General features: G+C 75.5%; 19 protein-coding genes and 2 pseudogenes. 11 read left to right on the plus strand and 10 right to left on the minus strand.

Annotated features, from left to right (window positions below):
* Positions 1-3: 3 nt before the first annotated feature.
* A complete protein-coding gene (locus tag OG689_RS22140; protein WP_266322651.1) occupies positions 4-4,239 on the minus strand; it encodes a bifunctional nitrate reductase/sulfite reductase flavoprotein subunit alpha in 4,236 nt (1,411 codons plus the stop codon).
* Between the two features lie 202 nt (positions 4,240-4,441).
* A pseudogene (locus OG689_RS22145) lies at positions 4,442-5,169 on the minus strand (ArsR/SmtB family transcription factor).
* A gap of 246 nt (positions 5,170-5,415) precedes the next feature.
* On the opposite strand from OG689_RS22145, the gene OG689_RS22150 reads away from it, so the two are divergent.
* From OG689_RS22150 to OG689_RS22160, 3 genes are all read left to right on the plus strand, one after another.
* Complete coding sequence (locus OG689_RS22150; RefSeq protein WP_266322652.1) at positions 5,416-5,925, plus strand: DinB family protein; 510 nt, start codon at positions 5,416-5,418, stop codon at positions 5,923-5,925.
* 116 nt (positions 5,926-6,041) lie between these two features.
* On the plus strand, positions 6,042-6,530 hold the full coding sequence (locus OG689_RS22155) for a MarR family winged helix-turn-helix transcriptional regulator (RefSeq protein WP_266322653.1): 489 nt from the start codon (positions 6,042-6,044) through the stop codon (positions 6,528-6,530).
* Positions 6,531-6,604: 74 nt separating this feature from the next.
* Positions 6,605-8,095, plus strand: coding sequence for an MFS transporter (locus tag OG689_RS22160; protein WP_266322654.1), 1,491 nt, complete (start codon positions 6,605-6,607; stop codon positions 8,093-8,095).
* A gap of 108 nt (positions 8,096-8,203) precedes the next feature.
* Here OG689_RS22160 and OG689_RS22165 read toward each other — a convergent pair whose 3' ends face one another.
* Positions 8,204-8,839 (minus strand): helix-turn-helix domain-containing protein, encoded by a 636-nt coding sequence (locus tag OG689_RS22165; protein ID WP_266327341.1) that lies wholly within the window; start codon positions 8,837-8,839, stop codon positions 8,204-8,206.
* Positions 8,840-9,014: 175 nt separating this feature from the next.
* Here OG689_RS22165 and OG689_RS44855 point away from each other — a divergent pair.
* Positions 9,015-9,152: pseudogene (locus OG689_RS44855) on the plus strand (patatin-like phospholipase family protein); the annotation flags it as partial.
* A 163-nt stretch (positions 9,153-9,315) separates the two neighbouring features.
* Positions 9,316-9,543 (plus strand): hypothetical protein, encoded by a 228-nt coding sequence (locus OG689_RS44860; protein ID WP_323189399.1) that lies wholly within the window; start codon positions 9,316-9,318, stop codon positions 9,541-9,543.
* A 129-nt stretch (positions 9,544-9,672) separates the two neighbouring features.
* Here the strand turns inward: OG689_RS44860 and OG689_RS22175 are convergent, their stop codons facing one another.
* Both OG689_RS22175 and OG689_RS22180 read right to left on the minus strand, forming a co-directional pair.
* Entirely contained in the window at positions 9,673-10,737 is a 1,065-nt protein-coding gene (locus OG689_RS22175; protein WP_266322655.1) for a glycoside hydrolase family 3 N-terminal domain-containing protein, read from the minus strand.
* A gap of 544 nt (positions 10,738-11,281) precedes the next feature.
* Complete coding sequence (locus OG689_RS22180) at positions 11,282-11,848, minus strand: isochorismatase family protein (RefSeq protein WP_266322656.1); 567 nt, start codon at positions 11,846-11,848, stop codon at positions 11,282-11,284.
* A gap of 67 nt (positions 11,849-11,915) precedes the next feature.
* Here OG689_RS22180 and OG689_RS22185 point away from each other — a divergent pair, with 67 nt between their 5' ends.
* Positions 11,916-12,473, plus strand: coding sequence for a MarR family transcriptional regulator (locus OG689_RS22185; protein WP_266322657.1), 558 nt, complete (start codon positions 11,916-11,918; stop codon positions 12,471-12,473).
* Between the two features lie 57 nt (positions 12,474-12,530).
* On the opposite strand, the gene OG689_RS22190 is transcribed toward OG689_RS22185, so the two are convergent.
* Positions 12,531-13,151, minus strand: a complete 621-nt coding sequence (locus tag OG689_RS22190; RefSeq protein ID WP_266322658.1) for a class I SAM-dependent methyltransferase — start codon at positions 13,149-13,151, stop codon at positions 12,531-12,533.
* Positions 13,152-13,235: 84 nt separating this feature from the next.
* Positions 13,236-14,246, minus strand: a complete 1,011-nt coding sequence (locus tag OG689_RS22195) for a DUF5937 family protein (protein WP_266322659.1) — start codon at positions 14,244-14,246, stop codon at positions 13,236-13,238.
* Between the two features lie 84 nt (positions 14,247-14,330).
* On the opposite strand from OG689_RS22195, the gene OG689_RS22200 reads away from it, so the two are divergent.
* On the plus strand, positions 14,331-15,524 hold the full coding sequence (locus OG689_RS22200) for an MFS transporter (protein ID WP_266322660.1): 1,194 nt from the start codon (positions 14,331-14,333) through the stop codon (positions 15,522-15,524).
* A 170-nt stretch (positions 15,525-15,694) separates the two neighbouring features.
* Here OG689_RS22200 and OG689_RS22205 read toward each other — a convergent pair whose 3' ends face one another.
* Positions 15,695-16,381 carry a DUF998 domain-containing protein gene (locus OG689_RS22205; RefSeq protein ID WP_266322661.1) on the minus strand — a complete coding sequence of 229 codons (687 nt, stop codon included), beginning with the start codon at positions 16,379-16,381 and terminating at the stop codon, positions 15,695-15,697.
* A gap of 150 nt (positions 16,382-16,531) precedes the next feature.
* On the opposite strand from OG689_RS22205, the gene OG689_RS22210 reads away from it, so the two are divergent.
* Together OG689_RS22210 and OG689_RS22215 are read left to right on the plus strand one after the other, a co-directional pair.
* The gene (locus OG689_RS22210; protein WP_266322662.1) at positions 16,532-16,855 is read left to right on the plus strand and encodes a YciI family protein; all 324 of its coding nucleotides are present in this window, start codon (positions 16,532-16,534) and stop codon (positions 16,853-16,855) included.
* A gap of 163 nt (positions 16,856-17,018) precedes the next feature.
* Entirely contained in the window at positions 17,019-19,001 is a 1,983-nt protein-coding gene (locus OG689_RS22215) for a sigma-70 family RNA polymerase sigma factor (RefSeq protein ID WP_266322663.1), read from the plus strand.
* A gap of 29 nt (positions 19,002-19,030) precedes the next feature.
* On the opposite strand, the gene OG689_RS22220 is transcribed toward OG689_RS22215, so the two are convergent.
* Positions 19,031-19,486 (minus strand): MarR family transcriptional regulator, encoded by a 456-nt coding sequence (locus OG689_RS22220; RefSeq protein ID WP_266322664.1) that lies wholly within the window; start codon positions 19,484-19,486, stop codon positions 19,031-19,033.
* 40 nt (positions 19,487-19,526) lie between these two features.
* Entirely contained in the window at positions 19,527-20,369 is an 843-nt protein-coding gene (locus OG689_RS22225; RefSeq protein ID WP_266322665.1) for an NAD(P)H-binding protein, read from the minus strand.
* 103 nt (positions 20,370-20,472) lie between these two features.
* On the opposite strand from OG689_RS22225, the gene OG689_RS22230 reads away from it, so the two are divergent.
* Positions 20,473-20,970 (plus strand): MarR family winged helix-turn-helix transcriptional regulator, encoded by a 498-nt coding sequence (locus OG689_RS22230; RefSeq protein WP_266322666.1) that lies wholly within the window; start codon positions 20,473-20,475, stop codon positions 20,968-20,970.
* A gap of 88 nt (positions 20,971-21,058) precedes the next feature.
* Complete coding sequence (locus OG689_RS22235) at positions 21,059-22,585, plus strand: PLP-dependent aminotransferase family protein (protein ID WP_266322667.1); 1,527 nt, start codon at positions 21,059-21,061, stop codon at positions 22,583-22,585.
* Positions 22,586-22,642 lie beyond the last annotated feature (57 nt).

The following is a 22,642-nucleotide window of genomic DNA, read 5'->3' on the forward strand; positions in this document are numbered from 1 at the left end:
CCGTCAGTAGACGTCCCGGACGTAGCGCTTCTCGGCGGCGAGCTGCTTCAGGTACCCGGCCGCCTCCTCCTCGGTGAGGCCGCCGTGGGTGACGGCGATGTCGCGCAGGGTCTGGTCGACGTCCTTGGCCATCCGGCCGGCGTCGCCGCAGACGTAGAAGTGGGCGCCGCCGCGCAGCCAGTCCCACAGCCGCGGACCGTGCTCGCGCATCCGGTCCTGGACGTAGATCTTGGCGCGCTGGTCCCGGGAGAAGGCCAGGTCGAGGCGGTCCAGGTGGCCGCCGCGGCGGAAGCCTTCGAGCTCCTCGCGGTAGTAGAAGTCGGTGGCCTCCCGCTGCTCGCCGAAGAACAGCCAGTTCGGGCCGGTGTGCCCGAGGGCCTGACGCTCCTCCAGGAACCCGACGAACGGCGCCACGCCCGTCCCCGGCCCGACCATCACCATCGGCGCGGTGGGGTCGGCGGGCGGCCTGAAGTGCGGCGACCGCTGGACGAACACCGGCACCGGGCCGTCGTCCGCCGCGTCGGCCAGGTACGTGGAGCAGACGCCCTTGCGATCGCGGCCCGTCTCGCCCGCGTACCGGACGACGGAGACGGTCAGCCGTACCTCGCCGGGGTGGGCCAGCGGGCTGGACGATATCGAGTAAAGCCGCGGCTGGAGGCGCTTGAGGACGCCGCCCCACTCCTGCGCGGTGGCCCGCACGGGATGGGCCCCGACCACGTCGACGGCCTGCCGCCCCCAGCTCCAGCGCGCCAGCTCGCCCTTGTTGTCCGGGCGCAGCAGCCGCTTGAGGTCGCGGTCGCCGGTCCGCTCGGCGACGAAGCGCAGCAGGTCGGGCGTGATCCGGGCGATCTCCAGGCGGGTCCGCAGGGCCTCGCCCAGCGGGACGGCGGCCGGGCCCGCCGCGCCGCCCCCGGTCAGCAGGACGTCGTCGTCCGGGTCCAGACCGGTGACGGCCAGCCACTCCGCCACCAGTTCCGGGCAGTTGGCGGGCCAGACGCCGAGTGCGTCGCCGGCCTCGTACGCGAGGCCGCCGTGCTCCCGGCCGCGGGTGTCGAAGGCGAACTGCCGGACCTCCTTGGCGGAGCCCGGCAGGCTGAGGACCCGGTTGCCGACCAGCAGGGTGGCGAACGGCGAGGTCTTCGAGTACCCGGAGCCGGCCGTGGCGGACGGCGGCGTCGCCGACAGCCGTGCGGCGGCCCTGGCCCTGGCGGCGCGCTGGGCGGCCAGGGCGGCGAGGACCTCCTCCAGCCACCGGGCGGCGGCCCGGTGGTAGTCGGGTTCGCAGTCCACCCGGGGGGCCAGCCGGGTCGCGCCGAGTTCGCCGAGGCGCTGGTCGATCCGGCGCCCGTGGCCGCAGAAGTCGTCGTAGCTGGAGTCGCCGAGGGCGAGCACCGAGTACTGCAGGCCGCCGATCCCCGGGTGCCCGTCGGCGGTGAGGGCGTCCCAGAAGCCGGCGCCGTTGTCGGGGGCCTCGCCGTCGCCGAAGGTGCTGGTGATGAGCAGGACAGGCGCCCCGGGCGGCAGCGAGCCGGGGGTGCTGTCGGCCATGCTGAGCACCCGGGGGACCCAGCCCGCCTCGGTCAGCCGGCGGGCGGCGCCGGCGGCGACCTCCTCGGCGTTGCCGGTCTGCGAGGCCCAGAGGATCACCACCTCGGACGACGGCCCGTTGCCGCCGGGGACGCCGGCGCCGCCCCCCGCGGCGGCCGCCGGCGCCGGCGGGTCGAGCGGGGCCCGCGAGAAGAGCCCGGCCAGCAGCCCGTTGACCCAGCGCGCGCGGTCCGGGTCGAGCGGTGCCTCGACCGGCAGCACGGGCACGGCGCCGCCGGCGCCGGGCCGCTCCGCGCTGCCGAGGCCGGCCAGGTAGCCGGCCAGGTACCGGCGTTCGTCCGCGTCGAAGGCGGGCGGTACGAGATCGGCGACGCCGAGGGCGCCGGCCAGCAGCGCGGCGGCGCCGGCGCCCTGCAGCGCCTGGACGGGAACGGTGGCCGGTGCCGCCGGGGCGGGCGTCGCCTCGGCCGGCCGCCGGTCGCTCCCGGGCCGGGCCGGGGCGGCGACCTTGGTCAGCGAGACCGCGCAGGCTTTGAACTCGGGTTGGAAGGAGAGGGGGTCGACGGCGTCGTTGGTGACGGCGTTGACGGAGAGGTACTCGCCGAAGAGGTCGTTCCAGTGGAAGGGCGCGAAGCAGTTGCCGGGGCGGACCCGGTCGGTGACGACGGCGGGCAGGACGGCGCGGCCGCGGCGGGAGGCGATCTCGACGTGGTCGTGTTCGGCGATGCCGAGCCGTCGGGCGTCCTCGGGGTGCAGTTCGACGAAGGGGCCGGGGTTGAGTTTGTTGAGTTTGGCGACCTTGCCGGTCTTGGTGAGGGTGTGCCACTGGTGCTGCAGGCGGCCGGTGTTCAGGACGAACGGGTAGTCGTCGTCGGGGAGTTCGGCGGCGGGCAGGTGCGGGCGGGCGAAGAACTGCGCCTTGCCGCTCGGGGTGGGGAAGTGCAGCCGGGGGCGGGTGCCGTCCGGGTTCTCGGCGGCGCTCCGGCCGGCGCCGTCGTCGAGGTAGCGGATCGGGTTGCGGTCCGGGCCGCCGGGCGCGGCCGGCCACTGCACCGGCGTCCCACGCAGCCGCTCGTACGTCACCCCGCGCAGGTCCCAGCCGGTCTCGGGGTTCCAGGCCCGGCGGAGCTCGTCGAACACCTCCTCGGCGCAGGTGTAGGAGAAGGCCTCGGCGAAACCCATCTCGCAGGCCACCCGGGCGATCAACTGCCAGTCGGGGGTGGCCTGGCCGGGCGGGTCGATCACGCCGGGCAGCAGGGTGAGGTTCCGCTCGGAGTTGATCATCACGCCTTCGGACTCGGCCCACATCGCGGCCGGCAGGACGATGTCGGCGTAGGCGTTGGTCTCGGTGTCGGTGAAGACGTCCTGGGTGATGACGAGTTCGGCGGCCTCCAGGCCGGCGATGACGGTGCGGCGGTTGGCGACCGAGGCGACCGGGTTGGTGCAGATGATCCAGCAGGCCTTGATGTCCCCGGCGGCCATCCGCTCGAACATCTCGACGGTGCCGCGGCCGACGTCGGTGCGCAGGGTGTCCGGGGGCAGGCCCCAGAGGTCCTCGGTGAAGGCCCGGTCGGCGTCGACCAGGACCGAGCGCTGCCCGGGCAGGCCCGGGCCCATGTAGCCCATCTCGCGGCCGCCCATCGCGTTGGGCTGCCCGGTCAGCGACAGCGGACCGGAGCCCGGGCGGCAGATCGCGCCGGTGGCCAGGTGCAGGTTCACCAGCGCGTTGGTGTTCCAGGTGCCGTGGGTGGACTGGTTGAGGCCCATCGTCCAGCAGCTCGTCCACTCGCCGGCCTCGCCGATCCAGCGCGCGGCCAGCCGGATGTCGGCCTCCGGTATCCCGGTGATCTCCGCGACCCGCGCCGGCCCGTAGTCCGCCAGGAAGCCCGGCATCACCTCCCAGCCCTGCGTGAAGGCCGAGATGAACTCCCGGTCGATGTGCCCGTCCGCCACCAGCAGGTGCAGCAGCCCGTTCAGCAACGCCAGATCGGTACCGGGCCTGATCTGCAGGAACAGGTCCGCCTTGTCCGCGGTGGCGGTGCGCCGCGGGTCCACCACGATCAGCTTCGCCCCCGCCGACCTCACCCGCTCCGTCATCCGCAGGAACAGGATCGGATGGCAGTCGGCCATGTTCGCGCCGATCACGAAGAACACGTCCGCGCGCTCGAAGTCCTGGTACGACCCCGGCGGCCCGTCCGCCCCCAACGACAGCTTGTAACCCGTACCGGCCGACGCCATGCACAACCGCGAGTTCGACTCGATCTGGTTCGTCCGCACGAACCCCTTCGCCAACTTGTTCGCCAGGTACTGCGCCTCGATCGACATCTGCCCGGACACGTAGAACGACAACCCGTCCGGCCCGTGCTCCTCCAGGACCGCCCGCAACCGCCGCGCGGTCTCGCCGATCGCCGCGTCCACGTCGGTGGGCACGGCGGGTTCGTCCCGGGCGGTGCGCACCAGTGCCGTCCCCAGCCGGCCGGGCGCGGCCAGCATGTCCGCGTGGGTGGCGCCCTTGGTGCAGAGCCGCCCGCGGTTCGCCGGGTGGGCCTTGTCCCCCGACACCTTGACCACCGTGCGCCGCCCGGTACCGGTGTCCACCGTGACGTCGAGCAGGATCCCGCAGCCCACGCCGCAGTACGAGCAGACGGTCTTCACCGGGTCGGTGGCGCTCGTCGGGTTCGGTGCCGTCACGGGCAGACCCCTTCTCGGAAGACCGCGGTGTACCGCCCGCACGGCAGGGGCACGGTCGGCCGTCGGTGGGCGTGTCCTGCAGGGGGACCGTAGACGGTGCCGGTTGCGCTGACGTCACAGCGCCCGTGGCCAGGGGTTACGTCGGCCGCACACCCCTCGCCGCCGGGGTGTGAGCCGGGGCCGGCGACCGTGCGGGCCCCGGTTACCGCGGCACCTCGATCCCCAGCAGCTCCCGCAGGCCCCGGCGGCCCGCCGGGGTGGTTCGCAGGGCCCGGCCGGTGCCGATCCGCTCCACCCGGTGCAGCTCGAAGGCGCGCCGGCAGAGCGCGGCGCCGACCGCGCCGGCGAGGTGGGTGCGGCGCTCGGTCCAGTCGAGGCAGCTGCGGACCACCGGTCGGGACCCCGACAGGTCGGCCGCGGTGATGCCCACGCCGGCGAGCCGGTCCAGGCCCGCCCGGGTGAGGACGAGCCCGGCGTCGTCCGCGACCAGGCCCTGGGCCCGCGCGGCGTCCGCGACGGCCGCCCCGAGCCGCCCCGAGCCGCTCCGAGCCGCCCGGCGAGATGGTCGTAGCACGTCCGGGCGCGGGCCTCGGTGCCGAGCCGGCCGGACGCCCGCAGCCCCTCGGTCCCGGCGGGGGCCTTGCCCGGACCGGTCCCGGCCGGCGACCCGGCGGCGTACGAGCAGAGGTCCTCGATCATGGTCGCGGTGGCCGGGCCGGCCAGCCGGAGGTACCGGTGCCGGCCCTGGCGTTCCTCGGCCAGCAGGCCGCCCGCGACCAGCCGGGACAGCTGCTCGCCGGCGGTGGACGGCGAGACCCCGGCGTGCCGGGCCAGCTCACCCGCGGTCCAGGCCCGGCCGTCCAGCAGGGCCAGGCAGAACGCGGCCCGGGTGTGGTCGGCGAGCAGTCCGGCGATCCCGGCGAGTGACATGCGTCCATGATGCGCACCGGACGGTTCGGCGGGCACCGAACGGTGGAACTGTTCGTCCCGAGCACAGGGATGATCCCCCTCGGGGTCGCGCCCGCCGGGCCCGGTGGGCCGAACCGGGGACCGTCCGGCCCGGTTCCGGGAGCCCGGGCCCGCTGTGTGGTTGGGTGGCAGCCGGGTCGGCGGCCCGGGCGGCCGGACCGCGCCGGCCGCGCCCCTGCCCGCCGGACCTCAGAGGAAGCAGGTGCCATGTCGGCTCTTCGGGAAGCTCCCGCCGGCGAGCGCGCCGATCTGCTCCAGTCGCTCGCGCGGCACCGGGGCTTCCTGCGGCAGACCGTCCAGGGCCTCACCGACGAGGAGGCGGCCCGCCGGACCACGGTCAGCGAACTCTGCCTGGGCGGCCTGATCAAGCATGTGGCCGGCGTCGAGGCCGGCTGGATGCGCTTCGCGGTCGGCGGCGCCGAGGCGATGGCGAGCGAGCCGGTGGACTGGGAGAACCAGTTCCGGATGATCGGGGACGAGACGCTGGCCGGACTGCTCGACGAGTACGAGCGGGTGGCCCGGCGGACCGACGAACTGGTGGCGACCCTGCCCGACCTGGACGCGGCCCATCCGCTCCCGCAGGCGCCCTGGTTCGAGCCCGGGGCGCAGTGGTCGGTACGGCGGGTGGTGCTGCACGTCATCGCCGAGACCTCGCAGCACGCGGGGCACGCCGACATCATCCGGGAGTCCTTGGACGGCGCCAGGACCATGGGGTAGGTCCCGGCCGACGCCCTTCCGGCACGGATGGCGGCCCGAGTCCCGCCCCGGGCGGCCGGGGTCTCGCTCCTGTTCCGGATAATCCGCTACGGACCGAGTTGCCTATGCTGGTGGGTATGACCGCCATGGCGCCCGCGCGCAACCAACCGGACCTGTCCTTCCTGCTGGACCACACCAGTCACGTCCTGCGGACCCGGATGTCGGCGGCCCTCGCCGAGATCGGGCTCACCGCCCGGATGCACTGCGTGCTGGTCCACGCCCTGGAGGAGGAGCGCACCCAGATCCAGCTGGCCGAGATCGGCGGCATGGACAAGACCACCATGGTGGTCACGGTGGACGCGCTGGAGGAGGCCGGTCTCGCCGAGCGCCGCCCGTCCGCCAAGGACCGGCGGGCCCGGATCATCGCGGTCACCGAGGAGGGGGCGCGGGTGGCCGGGCAGAGCCAGTCGATCGTGGACGAGGTGCACCGGGAGGCGCTGGCGGAGCTGTCCGAGGGCGAGCGGGAGGTCTTCCTGCGGATGCTGAACCGCCTGGTCGGCGGGCCGTTGGCGACCCCGGTGGAGAATCCCCAGCCGGTCCGCCGGGCGCGTCAGCGCAGCAAGTAGGTCCGAAGAGGATCGTCTATTACGGAACTATCTGCTACGGTCTTTCTTGTTGACCCATTCGACGGGAGAGACCCATGCCTGCCACGTCCGTAGTCTCCGATTCCCCCGACACCACCCCGCTCCCCGCACCCACCACCCCCTCCGGGTCCCGGTCGCGCGGGCTCGCCCTCGCGGTGATCGCCAGCGGGATGCTGATGGTCGTCCTCGACGGCAGCGTCGTGACCGTGGCGATGCCGGCCGTCCAGCGGGACCTGGGCTTCTCCCCGGCGGGGCTGAGCTGGGTGGTCAACGCCTACCTGATCGCCTTCGGCAGCCTGCTGCTGCTGGCCGGGCGGCTCGGCGACCTGCTCGGCCGCAAGCGGATGTTCCTGGCCGGCACCGCGGTGTTCACCGCCGCCTCGCTCCTGGCGGGCGTGGCCGGCTCACCGGTCGTGCTGGTCCTCGCCCGCTTCCTGCAGGGGGTCGGCAGTGCGATGGCCGCCGCCGTCAGCCTCGGCATCCTGGTGACGCTGTTCGTGGAGCCTGCCGAGCGGGCGCGGGCGATCGCCGTCTTCAGCTTCACCGGCGCGGCCGGCGCCTCGATCGGCCAGGTGCTCGGCGGCGTGCTCACCGACGCGCTCAACTGGCACTGGATCTTCATCATCAACCTGCCGATCGGGCTGGCGGCGCTGGCCGGCGCCAAGCTGGTGCTCCCGGCGGACAAGGGCTCCGGCCTCGCGGCGGGGGCCGACGTGATCGGCGCGCTGCTCGTCACCGCCGGGCTGATGCTGGGGATCTACACCGTCGTCAAGGTCGGCGAGCAGGGCTGGACCTCGGCCCGGACACTCGGCCTCGGCGCGCTCTCCGTCGCTCTGCTGGTCGGCTTCGTCGTCCGGCAGGCCACCGCGCGGACCCCGCTGATGCCGCTGCGGATCCTCCGGCCGCGCGGGGTCCGGGGCGCCAACCTGGTGCAGATCCTGATGGTCGCCGCGTTGTTCTCCTTCCAGGTGCTGGTCGCCCTGTACCTGCAGCAGGTGCTCGGCTACAGCGCCGCCCGGACGGGCCTCGCGATGCTCCCGGCTGCCGTGGTGATCGGCGTGGTGTCGCTCGGCGTATCCGCCCGCCTCAACGCCCGCTTCGGCGAGCGGAACGTCCTGCTGGCGGGGCTGGCCCTGCTGGTCGGCGTCCTCGGCCTGCTGGTCCGGATCCCCGTGCACGCCGACTACGTCACCGACCTGCTCCCGGTGATGCTGCTCGCGGCGGGCTTCGGGCTCGCCCTGCCCGCGCTGACCACGCTCGGGATGTCCGGCGCCGGGGCCGACGACGCCGGGCTCGCGTCCGGGCTGTTCAACACCACCCAGCAGATCGGCATGGCGCTGGGGGTCGCGGTGCTCTCCACGCTGGCCGCGTCCCGCACCGGCGGTCTGCTCGCGGCCGGCCGGAACCGGGCCGAGGCGCTGACCGGCGGCTACCACCTCGCGTTCGCGGTCGGGGCCGGACTGCTCGTCACCGCCTTCGTGCTGGCCCTCGTGATGCTCCGCGCGCCGAAGGAGGCCGCCCAGCCGGCCGCGCCGCAGGGGATCTGACGCGAGGTCCGACGGGCTCCGCGACAGGGGATCTGACGCAGGGTCGGGCGGGCCTGACGTCTCCGGCCGGAGGCGTCGGGCCCGCCCGCGTGCTCGGCCGGCGGGCGGTCAGCGCGCGCTGTTCGGGCCCAGCTCCCGCAGCACCCCGCCGAGTTCGCCGGCGGTGAGCGGCGGCGCGGGCAGCGCGGGGCCGGCGGCCCCGGCCCGCAGGCCGTCCAGGAGCAGGGCCAGGTAGCGGCGCCAGGCGGCGGGTGCGGTGGCGGCCAGCGCGGGGACGGCCCGGCCGAGGGCGGCCAGCGAGAACAGCAGGTCCTCGGTGGTGACGTCGCCGCGGACGGTGCCCTGCCGCTGGGCCCGCCGGAGCAGCAGGTCGACCGTCTCCCGGTTGCTCACGTGCAGGGTCTCCAGCGAGGCGACGCCCTCGATCGCCGTGGTCATCAGGTCGGTGGTGCCGCGGTCGGCGGCCAGGCCGGCGAAGACCACGTCGACGTACGCGGTGAGGCCGGCCCAGGCGTCCTCGCTCTCCCGGGCCCGCTCGCCGGCCCGGAGGGTCTCGGCCAGCGAGTCGTGGAACACCGCCTCGATCAGGGCCGCCCGGCTCGGGAAGTGCCGGTACAGGGTGGCGTTGCCGACGCCGGCGCGGCGGGCGATCTCGTCCAGCGGCGCGTCCAGCCCCTGCTCGGCGAAGGCCTCCCGGGCGGCGGTGGTCAGCAGCTCGCGATTGCGGCGGGCGTCCCGCCGCAGGGCCGGCGGGCGGCGGCCGGCGGGCGGCTCCGGGCTGGTCGCCGGGTGCTGTTCCTCGGTGCTCAAGGCCACTCCCTGGATGGATTCGGGGAGCATTCCCCGGTTCGGATGTTATCGTGCTCGGCACAAGCGGGGAGTTATCCCCGTTTCATTCTCCGGGGACGGGCGGGCGGACATGGAACAGCGCGCACTGGTGATCGGCGGCGGCGGGATCGTCGGCTGCGCCTGGGCGGCCGGCCTGCTGGCCGGCCTGGCACAGGCCGGCGCCGACCTCTCCGGCGCCGACCAGTTCATCGGCACCTCGGCCGGCGCCGTCCTGGGCACCCAGCTGGCCTCCGGAGCCACGCCGGAGGAGCTCCGCCGACAGCAGCTCGGCGACCCGGCGGACGCGCCGGCCGTCGGCATCACCGCCGTCCAGGGCGCCAGGTTCCTGCTCGACCGCCAACGCCGACCTGGCGCGCGGCCACCGCCGGATCGTGGTGATCGCGCCGGTGCCCAGCCCGCCCGGCCCGAGCGCCGCCCGGCAGGTGGCCGAGCTGCGGGACGGCGGCGCCGAGGTCGCCCTGCTCGTCCCGGGGCGGGAGGCCCGCCGGGTGTTCGGCCGCAAGCTGATGGACCCCGCCCGCCGGGCCGCCGCAGCCCGCGCCGGCCATGCGGAGGGCCTGGCCCGGGCCGCCGCGGTGGTCGCCGTGTGGCAGGGCTGAGTACGGCCGGACGGGGCCGAGCGGGGGGGCGAGCGGGGGCCGACGGACGGGGGCTCAGCCGGCCGGACGGGCGGGGGCGGGGTGCTTGGGCCTGCGCCGGGGTGCGGCCCGGCCCGGGCTGTACCGGCGTCAGTCCAGGCTGGACCGCAGGGCCGTCACCCGGTCCGCGGCGGCCGTGAACTCCTCGCGGTCGAGCCGGCCGCTGCTCAGAGCCTCGGCGAGGGCCGCCGCGGCCTGTTCGCCCTGGCCGGTGTCCCGGGCCGAGCAGAGCAGCAGGTCCATGCCGGCGAGGGCGGCCGCCACCGCGCGCCGGCCGGTGGTGCCGACCGCCTGCAGGGCGCCCGCCTCCAGCGCGTCCGTGATGGTCACGCCCTCGAACCCGATCCGCTCCCGCAGCTCCCGCTCCACCACGGTGGTCGACAGGCCGGCCGGGTGGTCCGGGTCCAGGGCCGGGTAGACGGCCCAGGACAGCATGACGAGCCCGACGCCCGCCGCGACGGCGTCGGGGTAGGGCGCCTCGTCCACGTCGCGCAGCCGGCTCAGGCCGGCCGGCAGGGTCACCGGGCCGGTGTCGGTGTTGCTGTTCGCCGGTGCCGTGCCGAGCCCCGGGAAGTGTTTGGCGGTGGCGGCGACACCGGTCCGCTGCTGGGCCTTGATGAACGCCGTGCCGAGGGCCGTGACGACGTCGGGGTCGGAGCTGAACGAGCGCTCGGCGTGGTCGGCGAAGTTGCCGGGCACGTCGTACACGTCGAGCACGGGGGCAAGGTTGACGTTGAGGCCGACGCCGGCCAGGTTCGTTCCCGCGCCGGTGCCGGCCGCGGTCGCGGCGGCCACCGGGTCGGCGGCCTGGCCGATCCGGCGGGCGGACAGTTCGGGGGCGCCGGGCAGTCGCCGGACCAGGCCGCCCTCCTGATCGGTCATCAGCAGCAGCGGGGCCTGGACCGGACTCTGCTGCTGCGCCTCGCGCAGTTGCCGGACGACCCCGCGCAGCTGCTCAGGGCTGGAGACGTTCTCGCCGAAGAAGATCACCCCGGCCACAAGGCCCGCGCGGATGTCCGCCAGCAGGGCGGGCGGCGGTGTCAGGCCCGGGTAGGAGAAGACGACCCGCCGGCCGGCCAGCTGGGCCGGGGTCGGCTCGTCCGTCCCGTCGCCGGAGCTGTCCGGCGCGGTGGGCTGCGGGGCGGTGGGGTTCAAGGTCGGTGCTCCCCTGCTCGGGGTCGGGGTCGGGGACGGGGTCGGTACGGGCGTGGCCGCGGAGGTGGCGGTCGGGGTGCCGGCCGCCGGTGCCGAGCCGCTCGGTGCGGCCGGGCCGCCTGGGGTGGCCGTCGTCCGCGCCGCCCCGGTGACGGTGCCCGGTGGGGCCCCGCAGGATGCCACCGTGCCGGAAGCCAGCAGGAGGGCAAGGGCGGTGACGACCCATCCGGTCCGCAAAGGCATGGCCTTCTCCTCCTGCGCCGTCCGGTCCGCCGGCGCGCCGGCGGCTGCGCGGGGCGGGGTCCCGGGATGGTTCCGAGGGGCGAAGGGCCTGGTCGTGGCGGTGGCCGCCGGCGGCCCGCCCTTGCCATGTCCTTTCAAGCTACGCTCCGCGCGGCCGTTTGCGGCCGCGCCGCGAGGGCCGGCGGGGCTGGTGTCGTGGCGTTGGTCCGACGGCGCCGCCGGTGGCGGCGAACGGGCGGTGGGTGGTCGGCGGCGCGGCCCGGCGCGGTGCGGGTGCGGGTGCGGGTGCGGCGACCGGTGGTCAGTGCGCCGGTGCGAGCAGGCCGTGCAGGCCGCTGACGGCTTGGCGGCCGGTCGGGGTGGTGAAGTCGCGGACCAGGTCGGAGATGAAGCCCGCCACGCTCGTGACGCGTCCGCCGGCCGCCTCGATCTGCCGCAGGGCGGCCTCCTCGGTGCGGGCGGACATGCCGCCGCAGGCGTCGATCAGGACCTGCACGGTGAAACCGGCCTCGATGGCGGCCAGGGCGGTGTGCAGCACCACGACCTCGGTGAGCACTCCGCAGAGCACCAGGTTCCGCCGGTCGCGGGCGGTGATCGCCTGCCGGACGGCCTGGTCGTCCCATGCGCACGGGCCGCTCCGGACGAAGAGCGGTGCTTCGGGCAGGCGCTCGGTCAGTTCGGCGATCACGGCCGGGCCGCCGGGTCGGGGCGCCGCCGAGAGGGTGACCGGGATGTCCAGCAGACGGGCCATGTCCGCGAGCACCTGGGCCGACCGCCGCAGGGTGCTCGCCGGGTTGGTGGCGGCCAGACCGACGATGCCGTCCTGCAGGTCCGCGGCGTGCAGCTGGACGGTGGAGAGGTCGAGCACGGTGCCTCCTTGGTCAGAGCGTGAATCATTCGAGCTTTGAATGATTTCTGGAATGTAGCATGGCGGCATGTCCGATGTCAGTGCCGATGGCGGCGCCGAAGCCCGTACCGAGCCCCGTACCGAAACCCGTGCGGAGGGTCGCTCCGCCGCCCGGCCGGGTGGCGCGGCGGATGCGGGCGCGCCCGCAGTGCCGCCCGTCCAGGCGTCGACGGTCTTCCGCCTGGGGGTCCTGGGGGCCATGGCCACCGAGCTGTTCGCCGCCGCCGTCGAGCCGCACGGCCTCAAGCCCAAGCAGGTCGGCCTCATGATCGTGCTGTCCGAGGGGCTGGCCGCCTCCCAGCTCGACGTCGCCCGGGTGATGGGCGTCGCGCCCAGCCTGGTGGTCGGGTTCGCCGACCACCTGGAGGGCCTCGGCGCGATCCGGCGGACCCGCGACCCCGCCGACCGGCGCCGTCAGCTGCTCACCCTCACCGACCACGGCCGCGAGCTGCTCGACACCTGTTCGGCGTCGGCCCACACGCTGGACGCGCGGTTCGCCGACGGTCTGACCGAGCAGGAGCACGCCGTGCTCACCGGACTGCTGGGCCGGCTCGCCGCCGGCCGGGGCCTGCCGACGGGTCGCTGAGGCGGGCGCCGGCCGGTGGCCGGGCGGGCGCGATCGGCTGCCGCCGGGCGGGTCGGGTCAGTGCCCGGCCGTGGCGACGCCCAGGGAGTCGGCGGCCATCACCCTCGGGGCCCCCTTCTCGTAGAAGACGTCGAGTTCGGTGACGGTGAAGCCGGCGGCGGTCAGCAGGTCGACGATCGGGCGGGTGAGGTGGCACCCGCCGAACAGCCGTTGCTGCATCGGGTCCAGCCGGTGCTGCCAGCGCCGCACCGACTCGTCCGGAGCCAGTCCGTGTTCGACGAAGTGCAGGGCCGCGCCCGGCTTGAGGACGCGGCGCAGCTCGCGCAGGGCCGCGTCGGCGTCCGGGATGGTGCACAGCGTCCAGGTGGACAGCGCCGCGTCGAAGCTGTCGTCCGGGTACAGCAGGGACTGGCCGTCCAGGCCGGTGCGCTGGACCGGGATCCTGGTCGCCGCGAGCCGCCGGCCGGCCAGTCGCCAGCCCAGGTCGGAGGGTTCGACGGCGGAGACCCGGGTGACGGTCGCCGGGTAGAAGGGGACGTTGAGGCCGGACCCGAAGCCGATCTCGACGACCTCGCCGGCCAGGCCGTCGCAGACGCGACGGCGCAGGGGGTCGGCCTCCTTCATGCCGCAGGCGACATTGATGATCCGCGGAACGACCTGCGTCGTGTAGAAGCCCATGGCGTCCTCCGTCGCTCACCGTCCAGTCTGGCACCGGCGGGGGCGTCGTGCCGAGCACTCGGCGTCGGGCCCGGGCGGGGCAGGTCAGGTCAGGTCGCGTGCGCCGCCCGACGGGCAGAGCAGGGCGTCCGCGACGGCCGTCCGGGCGTACAGGACCGACCGGCCGCTGCGGTGGGCGGTGACCAGGCCCGCGTCCCGCAGGGCCGTGAGGTGCTGGGAGACGCCGGCCGCGGACAGGCCGCAGTGCCTGGCCAGCTGGGTGGTGGAGGCCGGGGTGTCGAGCTCCGCCAGCAGCAGGGCCCGGGAACGGCCGAGGACGCCGGCGATCGCGTCGGCCGAGGTGCCGGTCCGCGGCTCCCAGAGGGTGCCGATGCCGCGGGCGGGGTAGGCGAGCTGGGGCGGGTCCGGCGGGACGGAACGGGTCAGCACCTGCGGCCAGGCGAACGCCGAGGGCACCAGCAGCAGTCCCGAGCCGGCCTGGTCCCGGGTGAGCGCGCACTGCCGGCGGACCAGGTGCAGGGTGCCGTCGTCCCACCGTACGGAGCCGTGCAGTTCGTTGAGGACGTGGGCGGAGCCGTGCTCGGCGACCTGCCTGGCCCGGTGGAACACGTCGGCTTCGAGCAGCTGGCTGATCCGGGCCCAGTAGGGCGCGAGGGCGATCTCCCAGTACGCCTCGATCTCGGCCGTCACCTTCGCCAGTGCCGCCTCGGGGGCCTCGCGCAGCAGCCGCGCCCGTGGGGAGGCGTCGAGGTCGCGCCCGGTGGTGTCCAGCATCCCCAGTTCGGTCCGGACCTGCTCGGGCGCCGTCCGCCGGATCGCCGCCAGCTCGGCCGCGAGGGTGGGGAAGGGACCGGCCGGAGTCGGGTTGAGCAGGTCGGCGAGGTAGCCCTGCCCGGGGATCAGCTCGGCCAGCCATCCGTGGCCCAGCCCGGCCCGCAGCAGCCGGGGCCGTACCTGCGCGGCCCAGCGCCCGTGCACGGGCGGCTCGGCCTGCGCCCTGAGCAGCCGGAAACTGGTCACGACCTCCCACATCGGGGACACCGCGAAGCGGGTCTGCGCCAGGTCCGCCGCGGAGAAACTCAGTCCCGATTCCATCCGCCCGCCCTCCGGATCGTCCGACTGATTCGGTCTCAGCTTAATCAATGGTGCCCGGGGGCGCCCCGGCCGCAGGCTCCTCCCATGCTCTCCACCTTCCGCGGACTCCCGCCCACCGTATGGACCTTGTTCGCCGGCACCATCGTCAACCGCCTCGGCTACCTGGTCACCCCGTTCCTGGTGTTCTTCCTGGCCGCGCGTGGCGTCACCGGCAGCGAGACCTCGTACGTGCTCGGCGCCCTCGGGGCGGGCAACCTGCTCGGACCGGCGGTCGGCGGCCTGCTCGCGGACCGGATCGGGCGCCGCCCGACCATGCTGATCGGGCTGCTCGGGGCGGCGGTGGCGCAGGGCGCGCTGTACGTGGCCCCCGGCGTGGCGACGATGGCCGCCGCGGCGCTGCTGCTCAGCGCCGCCGGGGCGACGGTCGGCCCGGCCGCGTACGCGCTGATGGCCGACGCGGTGGACGCGGAGCGCCGGCAGCGGGCGTACGCCCTGTTCGGATGGGGCGTCAACATCGGTACGGCGGCAGCCGGGGTGCTCGGCGGCTACCTCGCCGAGCACGGCTACCGGCTGCTCTTCGCGGTGGACGCCGGCACCATGCTGGTCTACGCCCTCGTCGTGGCGACCCGGCTGCGCGAGACCCGGCCGGTGGCGAAGGCGCCGACGGTCGCCCGGGACGGGGCGGGCTACGGCGTCGTCCTGCGGGACGGCCTGCTGATGGCGCTGCTCCCGCTGTTCGGCGTGCAGCTCTTCGTCTACTCGCTGACCGAGGTCGCGCTGCCGATGGCGGTCCACGACAGCGGGCTCCCGCCGGCCGTGTACGGCGCCATGGCGGCGGTCAACGCCCTGCTGGTGGTGGGTGTCCAGCCGTTCGCGACGGCCTGGCTGTCCCGGCTGCCGCAGCTGCCCGTCCAGGCCGCCGGCAGCGTGCTGATCGCCGTCGGGGTGGCGCTCACCGGGCTCGCGGACAGCATCGCCGGGTTCGCGTTCTCGGTGGTCGTCTGGTCGCTGGGCGAGGCCGTGGTGGCCGGGATCGCCGCCGCGGTGGTCGCCAACCTCGCCCCGGAGCACGCCCGCGGCCGCTACCAGGGCGCCTTCAGCTGGACCTGGGGGCTCGCCCGGTTCGCCGCCCTCACCCTGGGCGTCACCCTCTACGCCGGTCTCGGCGCGAACGCCCTGTGGTGGATCGCGCTGCTCGGCGGCCTGCTCAGCTCGGCGGCGACCTTCGCCCTGCGCGGGCGGATCGCCCACCGCAGCGACCACGCGCTCGCGGCCTGACGGCCGCCCGGCGGCGCCGGGGCGTGGGAGGCCTGGGGTACGGGGGTCCTCAGGCGACAGGGGAGGACCCCGACCGGGTTTCCGGTCGGGGTCCTCGTCCGTTCGTCCCCCGTCCGGCGGGGCCTGCCCCTGCCGGGGACCTGCCCTGTCGGGGAGTGCCCGCCGGGGGGTCAGGCGCTGCGGCGGGCCCGGGCGGCGACCACGGAGACCCAGAGCATCGCGGTGATGACGCCGACGGCCAGGGTCACCGTGCCGTCCGGGCCGCCGCTCATCGCCCAGCCGTTGCCCAGCAGCAGCGCGGTGCCGGCCACCCGGGAGGCGACCGCCGGGCCCCGCCGCCCGGCCCGGGAGAAGTGGCGGCCCAGGACGTAGCAGGCGGCGATCAGGGCGGTGAAGGCGATCGAGCCGGCCGCCATGTGGCCGTAACCGCCCGGGCTCAGCGTGGCGGGCGGCCCGGCGGGGGTGCCGACCGGGAACCCGTCGGCCGGGTCCATCACGAAGACGCCGGCCGCGATCATGCCCAGGCCGAACACCCGGACCAGCCGGGGTGCCCAGGTGCCGCCGGGCGTGCCCCGCATGACCCGGCGCAGGCCGGTCGCGCCGAGGACGGTCAGCAGGCCGGCGAGCAGGAAGTTCGCGATCTGCAGCCAGCCCAGGGAGCCGTTGCCCAGGGCGCTCAGCGGGTGCCGGGTCAGGTCGAAGCCCTCCCGGCAGAGGGCCTGGGTCAGTGAGACGACGGCCCACAGCGGCGCCGCGACGACCGCGCAGGCCAGCAGGGTACGGGTGCCGGCCGTCCGGGCGGCCGCGGCGGGGGCGGTGGTGCTGGTGGAAGCCGTGGGGAGCTGGACGGTGCTCATGGCTGGTCTCACTTTCCGGGGCGGAAGCTTCGGGTCTCGCCTCCACGTCGAACCGGCGATGTGACAGGGAACGGCACCATTCCCTGTCACATCGGCCCGATCGACGTCTGGGCAGAGCAAGTCACCGGACGACCCGACCGAGGAGAGACCATGCGCTACCTGATGACGACCAAGGCCACCGACACCGCCCCCGACGAGGCCCTCTTCGCCGAGATGGGCAAGTTCATCGAGGAGTTGAGTGCGGCCGGCGTCCTGCTGGCCACCGGCGGACTCGAGCCGGGCGGGATCCTGGTGAGCTCCGCGGGGGACGAGATCACCGTGACGGACGGCCCGTTCGCCGAGGCCAAGGAGGCCGTGGCCGGCTTCGCCCTGATCGAGGTCCGCTCCAAGGAGGAGGCGATCGAACTCGCCCGCCGCTTCCGCCGGATCGTCGGAGACGGCGAGAGCGTGGTCCAGCAGGTGTTCGGCCCCTGAACGGCCCGCGCCGACCGGCCTGCCCTGAACGCCTGCCCTGAACGCCTGCCCGGGCCGGCCGGCACGCTGCCGGCCGGCCCGCTCGGCGTCCGGCACCGTGCCCGGCACCCGCCCCGTCCCCGGCCGCCCCGGTTGCGGCCCGGCCGGGGCGGGTGCTGTGATCGTGCCTGTGCTGGATGTGCACCGCACGATCGACGCGGTCTGGAAACTCGAATCGGCCAGGATCGTCGCCGCCCTCACCCGGATGGTCCGCGACGTCGGCCTCGCCGAGGAGCTGGCCCAGGACGCCCTGGTCTCCGCACTCGAACAGTGGCCCGCGGCCGGAGTGCCGGACAACCCCGGCGCCTGGCTGACCGCCGTGGCCAAACGCCGCGCCGTGGACCACGTCCGCCGCTCCCGGCGCCTGACGCAGCAGCAGGAACAGCTCGCCCACGAGCTGGAGCAGCAGCGGGACTCCGAGCCGCGGTCGCGGCCCGCCCCCGAGCAGGACGACCTGCTGCGACTGATCTTCATCTCCTGCCACCCCGTCCTGCCGGCCGAGGGCCGGATCGCCCTGACCCTGCGGCTGCTCGGCGGGCTGACGGCCCAGGAGATCGCGCGGGCCTTCCTGGTCAACGAGCCCACCGTCGCCCGCCGGATCGCCGCGGCGAAGCGGACCCTGGCCGAGGAGCAGGTGCCGTTCACCCTGCCGGAGGGGCCGGAACTGGCCGGGCGGCTGTCCTCGGTGCTCGAAGTGGTCTACCTGATCTTCAACGAGGGCTACTCGGCCACCTCCGGCGACGACCTGATGCGCCCCGGGCTCTGTCACGAAGCGCTGCGGCTGGGCCGGCTGCTGGCCGAACTCGTGCCCGACGAGGCCGAGGTGCACGGACTGCTCGCCTTGATGGAGATCCAGGAGTCCCGCTCCGCCGCCCGGACCGGCCCGGCCGGCGAGCCCGTCCGACTGCACGAGCAGAACCGCGGCCGCTGGGACCAGCTGCGCATCCGCCGCGGCTTCACCGCGATGCTGACGGCCCGCCGGATCGGCGGGACACCCGGCCCGTACGTGCTGCAAGCCGCCGTCGCGGTCTGCCACGCGCAGGCCCGGACCGCCGAGGACACCGACTGGGAGCAGATCGCGGCGCTGTACGAGGCGCTGGCCAGGCTGCTGCCCACGCCGGTCGTGCAACTGAACCGGGCGGTGGCACTGGGCCGGGCGCGCGGGCCGCAGGCCGGCCTCGCGGTGGCCGACGCGCTCGCCGCCGACCCCGCGCTGCGCGACTACCACCTGCTGCCGAGTGTGCGCGGCGACCTGCTGTCGGGGCTCGGCCGGCGGGAGGAGGCGCGGCAGGAGTTCCAGCGCGCCGCCTCCCTGACCGGGAACGCCGCCGAGCGCGCCTTCCTCCTCCGGCGCGCGGACGAGATCGCGCCGGCCGTGGCCCCGGGCCCCACCCTCGGCGACGCGGCGGCGGAGTTCCTGGCACGCGAGGACCTGGACGCCGGGACGGTCCGCTCGTACGGGCAGACCCTGCGGCGGCTCGGCCTGGCCGTGGGCGAGCGGCGGCCCCTGTCCGCCGTGGCCCCCGAGGAGGTGGCGCGGGCCTTCACAGCGGTCTGGGGCGGCACGGCGGCCGCGACCTGGAACCGCCACCGCTCGGCGGTCCGCTCCTTCGGCGCCTGGGCGGGCGCGGAGGGCCTGGCGGACGGCCTGGCCCGGCGGACCGGGCCCGGGCACCGGACCGAGCCGCTCGGGCCGGCCCAGCTGGCGGCCCTCTGGAGCAGCCCCGGCCCGGCGCCGCGCGAACTGGCCCTGTGGCGCCTGCTGCACGAGTCGGCGGCCGCGGTGCGGGTCGTCCTGTCGCTGAACATCGAGGATCTGGACCTGGAGGACCGCCGGGCCCGCGCGGGCGACGGCTGGGTGAGCTGGCGCGCCGGGACGGCCCGGCTGCTTCCCGGCCTGCTGGCGGGCCGGTCCGCGGGGCCGCTCTTCCTCGCCGACCGGCGGCCCGGTCCGGCCCGGATGCCGGGGCCGGCCGACCTGTGCCCGCACACCGGCCGCGGCCGGCTGTCGTACGAGCGGGCCGAGTACCTCTTCAAACGGGCCACCAGGGAGCTGGACCCGGCGGGGGAGGGCTTCACCCTCGGACGGCTCAAGCCGGCGAGCTGACCCGAGGAGCCCGTACCAGGGGGCGGGGCTCAGCGCCCAGGGCCGGCGTACCCGGCCGCGTCGGCGGCGGCCTCCGCGTTGCGCGCGATGCGTTCGAGGACGGTGACGGCGATCCGGTACTCCTCGTCCGTGACGCCGGCCGTCGCCTCCTTGCGGAAGGCCCCGGCCCGGACGGCCGCCCGGGCGAACCGGGTCCGGCCGTCGTCGGTGAGGGCGAGGCGGCCGGGAGCGGGGCGGGCCGCCCAGCCGCCGGTGACCAGTGACTCGACGGTGGCGGCCAGCACGGCGGCCTCGCCGTTGGCGGCCAGCACGGTCAGGACCGAGGTGTCGGTGGCCTCCGGGTCGTCCTCGATCACGTTGAGGACCTGCCAGCCGAGCCGGCTGAGGCCGTCCGCGGCCAGCATCCCGTCGACGTACCTGGTCAGGGCGGCGTCGGTGCGGTTGAGCCAGTAGCCGACGGGCTTCATCTGCCTCTGCGGTTCCATGTTCTGCTCCTGTTCTGCCGCGGGACGGGCCCGGGCGGGTTCAGTGTCCGGCGAAGGCGGCGGCGTTCTCCTCGGCCCACTGCCGGAAGGTGCGGGCGGGCCGGCCGAGCAGGGTCTCGGTGGTGTCGGCGACCTCGGCGGGCCGGCCGTCGGCGGCCTGCCACAGGTTGAGCAGGGAGGACACCATCGGCGCCGGCATGAAGGCGCCCAACTGCCCCTCGGCCTCGGCGCGGGTGATCCGGCGGACCTCGATCTCCCGGCCGACGGCCTGCGCGAGCAGGGCGATCTGCTCGCGGAAGGCGAGCGACTCGGCGCCGGTCAGGGTGAACGAGCGGCCGGTGAGGGAGTCGCCGGTCAGCGCCTCGGCCGCGATGTCGGCGATGTCCTCGGGGTGGATGGGCGCGATCTGCGCGTCCGGGTAGGCGAGTTCGACCGGCAGGGCGCCGCCGATGGCGCGGGCCCAGCCGAAGGAGTTGCTGGCGAAGGCGTCCGGCCGCAGGAAGGTGCAGGTGAGGGTGGACGCGGTGAGGGCGCGCTCGACCCGGAGGCTGTGGCCGGCCAGCGGGTCCCGCTCCGCGTCGGGGCCGAGCACGGACGAGGAGGAGAGCAGGACGACGTGCTCGACGCCCGCCGCCTCGGCGGCCGCGACCAGCGCGTCGATGCCGGCGGGGTTGGGATAGAGGAAGACCTGGCGCACGTCGCGGAGCGCGGCCTCGAAGGTCGCGGGCCGGTCGAGGACGAGCTCGGCGACCTCGACACCGTCCGGGACGGTGAGTGCGGAGGGGTCGGCGCTGGCGGCGCGGACGGCGTGACGGGCCGCGTGCAGACGGCTGATGACAGCTTGTCCGACCTTGCCGCGGGCGCCGGTTACGAGGGTGGTCATGAGGACTCCGTCCAGTTGTTTGCTTGCTACATATGCATGCTTACATGCACACGTTTGCGTGTCAACACATGCCTGCAAGGAGTCACCTATGTACGATGAGGGCATGACCAAGCACCCGCCCGGCACCGCCGACGAGCTGCTGGACGCCGTGGGCCCGGCGTTCGGGAAGCTGCGCCGCTCCTCGCTGCTGGACGTCGAGAACCCGATCTCCCAGAAGGACCTGAGCCGCACCCTCGTCCTCAACATCGTCCTGGAGGGCGAACAGGCCGAGGAGGCCCGCGAGATCACCGTCGGCGCCGTGGCCGAGCACCTCAGCGTGGACCCTTCGGTGGCCAGCCGGATGGTCTCCGACTCCATCGGCGCCGGCTACCTGGTCCGCACCGCCTCCCAGCAGGACGGCCGCCGGACGATCCTTCACCTCAGCCCCGAGGGACGGGAACTGATGGCCCGCTTCCGGCGCCACCAGCGGGCCGCCTTCGAGTACGTCACGGCGGACTGGCCCGAGGACGAGCGCCTCGAATTCGCCCGCCTGATGCTGAAGTACGTCGCGGCCCAGAACGCCCTGCGCCGCCGGGCCGGCGACCAGGACACCGCCCGCTGACCGCTCGCCGAGCCCTGACCCTGACCCCCGCCGAGCCCTGCCGAGCGCCGCCGACCGGGAACGGCAGCCCGACCGAAGGGGCGACCCGATGCGCGAACCAGCAGCCGGACCAGCGGCCGAACCGCCCGGCGCCACCGGCCCCGACCTGCACCTGGACCTCCCCGCCACCGGCAGCCGCCGCGCCGCGCTCACCCAGGCACTGCGGGAGGCCGTGCGCGCGGGCCGGCTCGCCCCGGGCACCAGGCTGCCGCCGTACCGCACCCTCGCCCTCGACCTGGGGGTGGCCCGCAACACGGTGGCCGACGCCTACGCCGAACTGGTCGCCGAAGGCTGGTTCACCGCCCGGCAGGGCTCCGGCACCCGGGTCGCCGAACGGGCCGCACCGGCCAGACCGGCCCGTACCCCCAAGAAGCCCTCCGGCCACCGGCCCGGCCCCGCGCACAACCTGCGCCAGGGTCAGCCGGACGCCGCGTCCTTCCCCCGCGCCGCCTGGGTCGCCGCCACCCGCCGGGCGCTCACCGCCGCCCCCGACGAGGCCTTCGGCCCCGGCGACCCGCAGGGGCGGCCCGAGCTGCGCGAGGCCCTCGCGCCCTACCTCGCCCGGGTCCGCGGAGTCCGCACCACACCCGACCGGATCGTGGTCTGCGCCGGCTTCGCCCACGCCCTGCGGCTGCTTTTCGAGGGCAAGGTGCTGCGCGGCCCGCTCGCCGTGGAGGCGTACGGACTGCCCTTCCACCGCGGGCTGCTCGAAGGGGCGGGCGTCCGGACCGTGCCGCTCGGCATCGACGGGAGGGGCACCCGGACGGACGAGCTGGCGCCGAGGACCGCCGCCTCGCCGCGGACGGCCCCCCGGGCCGTGCTGCTCACCCCCGCCCACCAGTTCCCGACCGGCGGCCCGCTGCACGCGCAGCGGCGGGCCGCCGCCGTCGACTGGGCCCGCGCCAACGGCACCCTGGTGCTGGAGGACGACTACGACGGGGAGTTCCGCTACGACCGGGAGCCGGTCGGCGCCGTGCAGGGCCTCGACCCGGAGCACGTGGTGTACATCGGCTCGGTCAGCAAGAGCCTCTCCCCGGCGGTCCGCCTCGGCTGGATGGTGCTGCCCGAGCACCTGGTCGCCCCGGTGCTCGCGCTGAAGGGGGAGCGCGAGGCCTGGACCGGCGCGCTGGACCAGCTGACCCTCGCCGAGCTGATCGAGTCGGGCCGGTACGACAAGCACGTCCGGCGGATGCGCCAGCGCCACCGCGCGCGGCGGGGCCGACTGGTGGAGCAACTCGCCGCGCAGGCACCGCACATCGCCGTCACCGGCATCGCCGCCGGGCTGCACGCCGTCCTGCGGCTGCCGCCCGGGACGGAGGCCTCCTCGGTCAAGGCCGCCACCTGGGAGGGCGTCGCCCTGGACGGCCTGGCCGGCTTCCGCCACCCGGACGCCGTCGTGCCGCCCGCCGACGGGCTGGTGGTCGGCTACGCCACCCCCTCGGAGTCCGCCTACGGCGCCGCGCTCGACGCGCTCTGCCGGATCCTGCCGCCGGACCCCGGCCCGGACCCGGAGCCGGACCGGGAGCCGGAGCCGGGCCCGGAGCCGAGCCACCCGCCGGACCCGCCCGGCCCCTGACCGGCAGGGCGGGCAGTAGGGCAGGCGGTAGGGCGGCCGGCGGGCCGGGCCGGTGCG

It is taken from the genome of Kitasatospora sp. NBC_00240, assembly GCF_026342405.1.
Classification (GTDB): domain Bacteria; phylum Actinomycetota; class Actinomycetes; order Streptomycetales; family Streptomycetaceae; genus Kitasatospora.

Coding starts and splice junctions, on each gene's coding strand:
- OG689_RS22150 (WP_266322652.1), top strand. CDS start 5,416: ATGTCGGCTCTTCGGGAAGCTCCCGCCGGCGAGCGCGCCGATCTGCTC.
- OG689_RS22155 (WP_266322653.1), top strand. CDS start 6,042: ATGACCGCCATGGCGCCCGCGCGCAACCAACCGGACCTGTCCTTCCTG.
- OG689_RS22160 (WP_266322654.1), top strand. CDS start 6,605: ATGCCTGCCACGTCCGTAGTCTCCGATTCCCCCGACACCACCCCGCTC.
- OG689_RS22185 (WP_266322657.1), top strand. CDS start 11,916: ATGTCCGATGTCAGTGCCGATGGCGGCGCCGAAGCCCGTACCGAGCCC.
- OG689_RS22190 (WP_266322658.1), bottom strand. CDS start 13,151: ATGGGCTTCTACACGACGCAGGTCGTTCCGCGGATCATCAATGTCGCC.
- OG689_RS22195 (WP_266322659.1), bottom strand. CDS start 14,246: ATGGAATCGGGACTGAGTTTCTCCGCGGCGGACCTGGCGCAGACCCGC.
- OG689_RS22200 (WP_266322660.1), top strand. CDS start 14,331: ATGCTCTCCACCTTCCGCGGACTCCCGCCCACCGTATGGACCTTGTTC.
- OG689_RS22205 (WP_266322661.1), bottom strand. CDS start 16,381: ATGAGCACCGTCCAGCTCCCCACGGCTTCCACCAGCACCACCGCCCCC.
- OG689_RS22210 (WP_266322662.1), top strand. CDS start 16,532: ATGCGCTACCTGATGACGACCAAGGCCACCGACACCGCCCCCGACGAG.
- OG689_RS22220 (WP_266322664.1), bottom strand. CDS start 19,486: ATGGAACCGCAGAGGCAGATGAAGCCCGTCGGCTACTGGCTCAACCGC.
- OG689_RS22225 (WP_266322665.1), bottom strand. CDS start 20,369: ATGACCACCCTCGTAACCGGCGCCCGCGGCAAGGTCGGACAAGCTGTC.
- OG689_RS22230 (WP_266322666.1), top strand. CDS start 20,473: ATGACCAAGCACCCGCCCGGCACCGCCGACGAGCTGCTGGACGCCGTG.
- OG689_RS22235 (WP_266322667.1), top strand. CDS start 21,059: ATGCGCGAACCAGCAGCCGGACCAGCGGCCGAACCGCCCGGCGCCACC.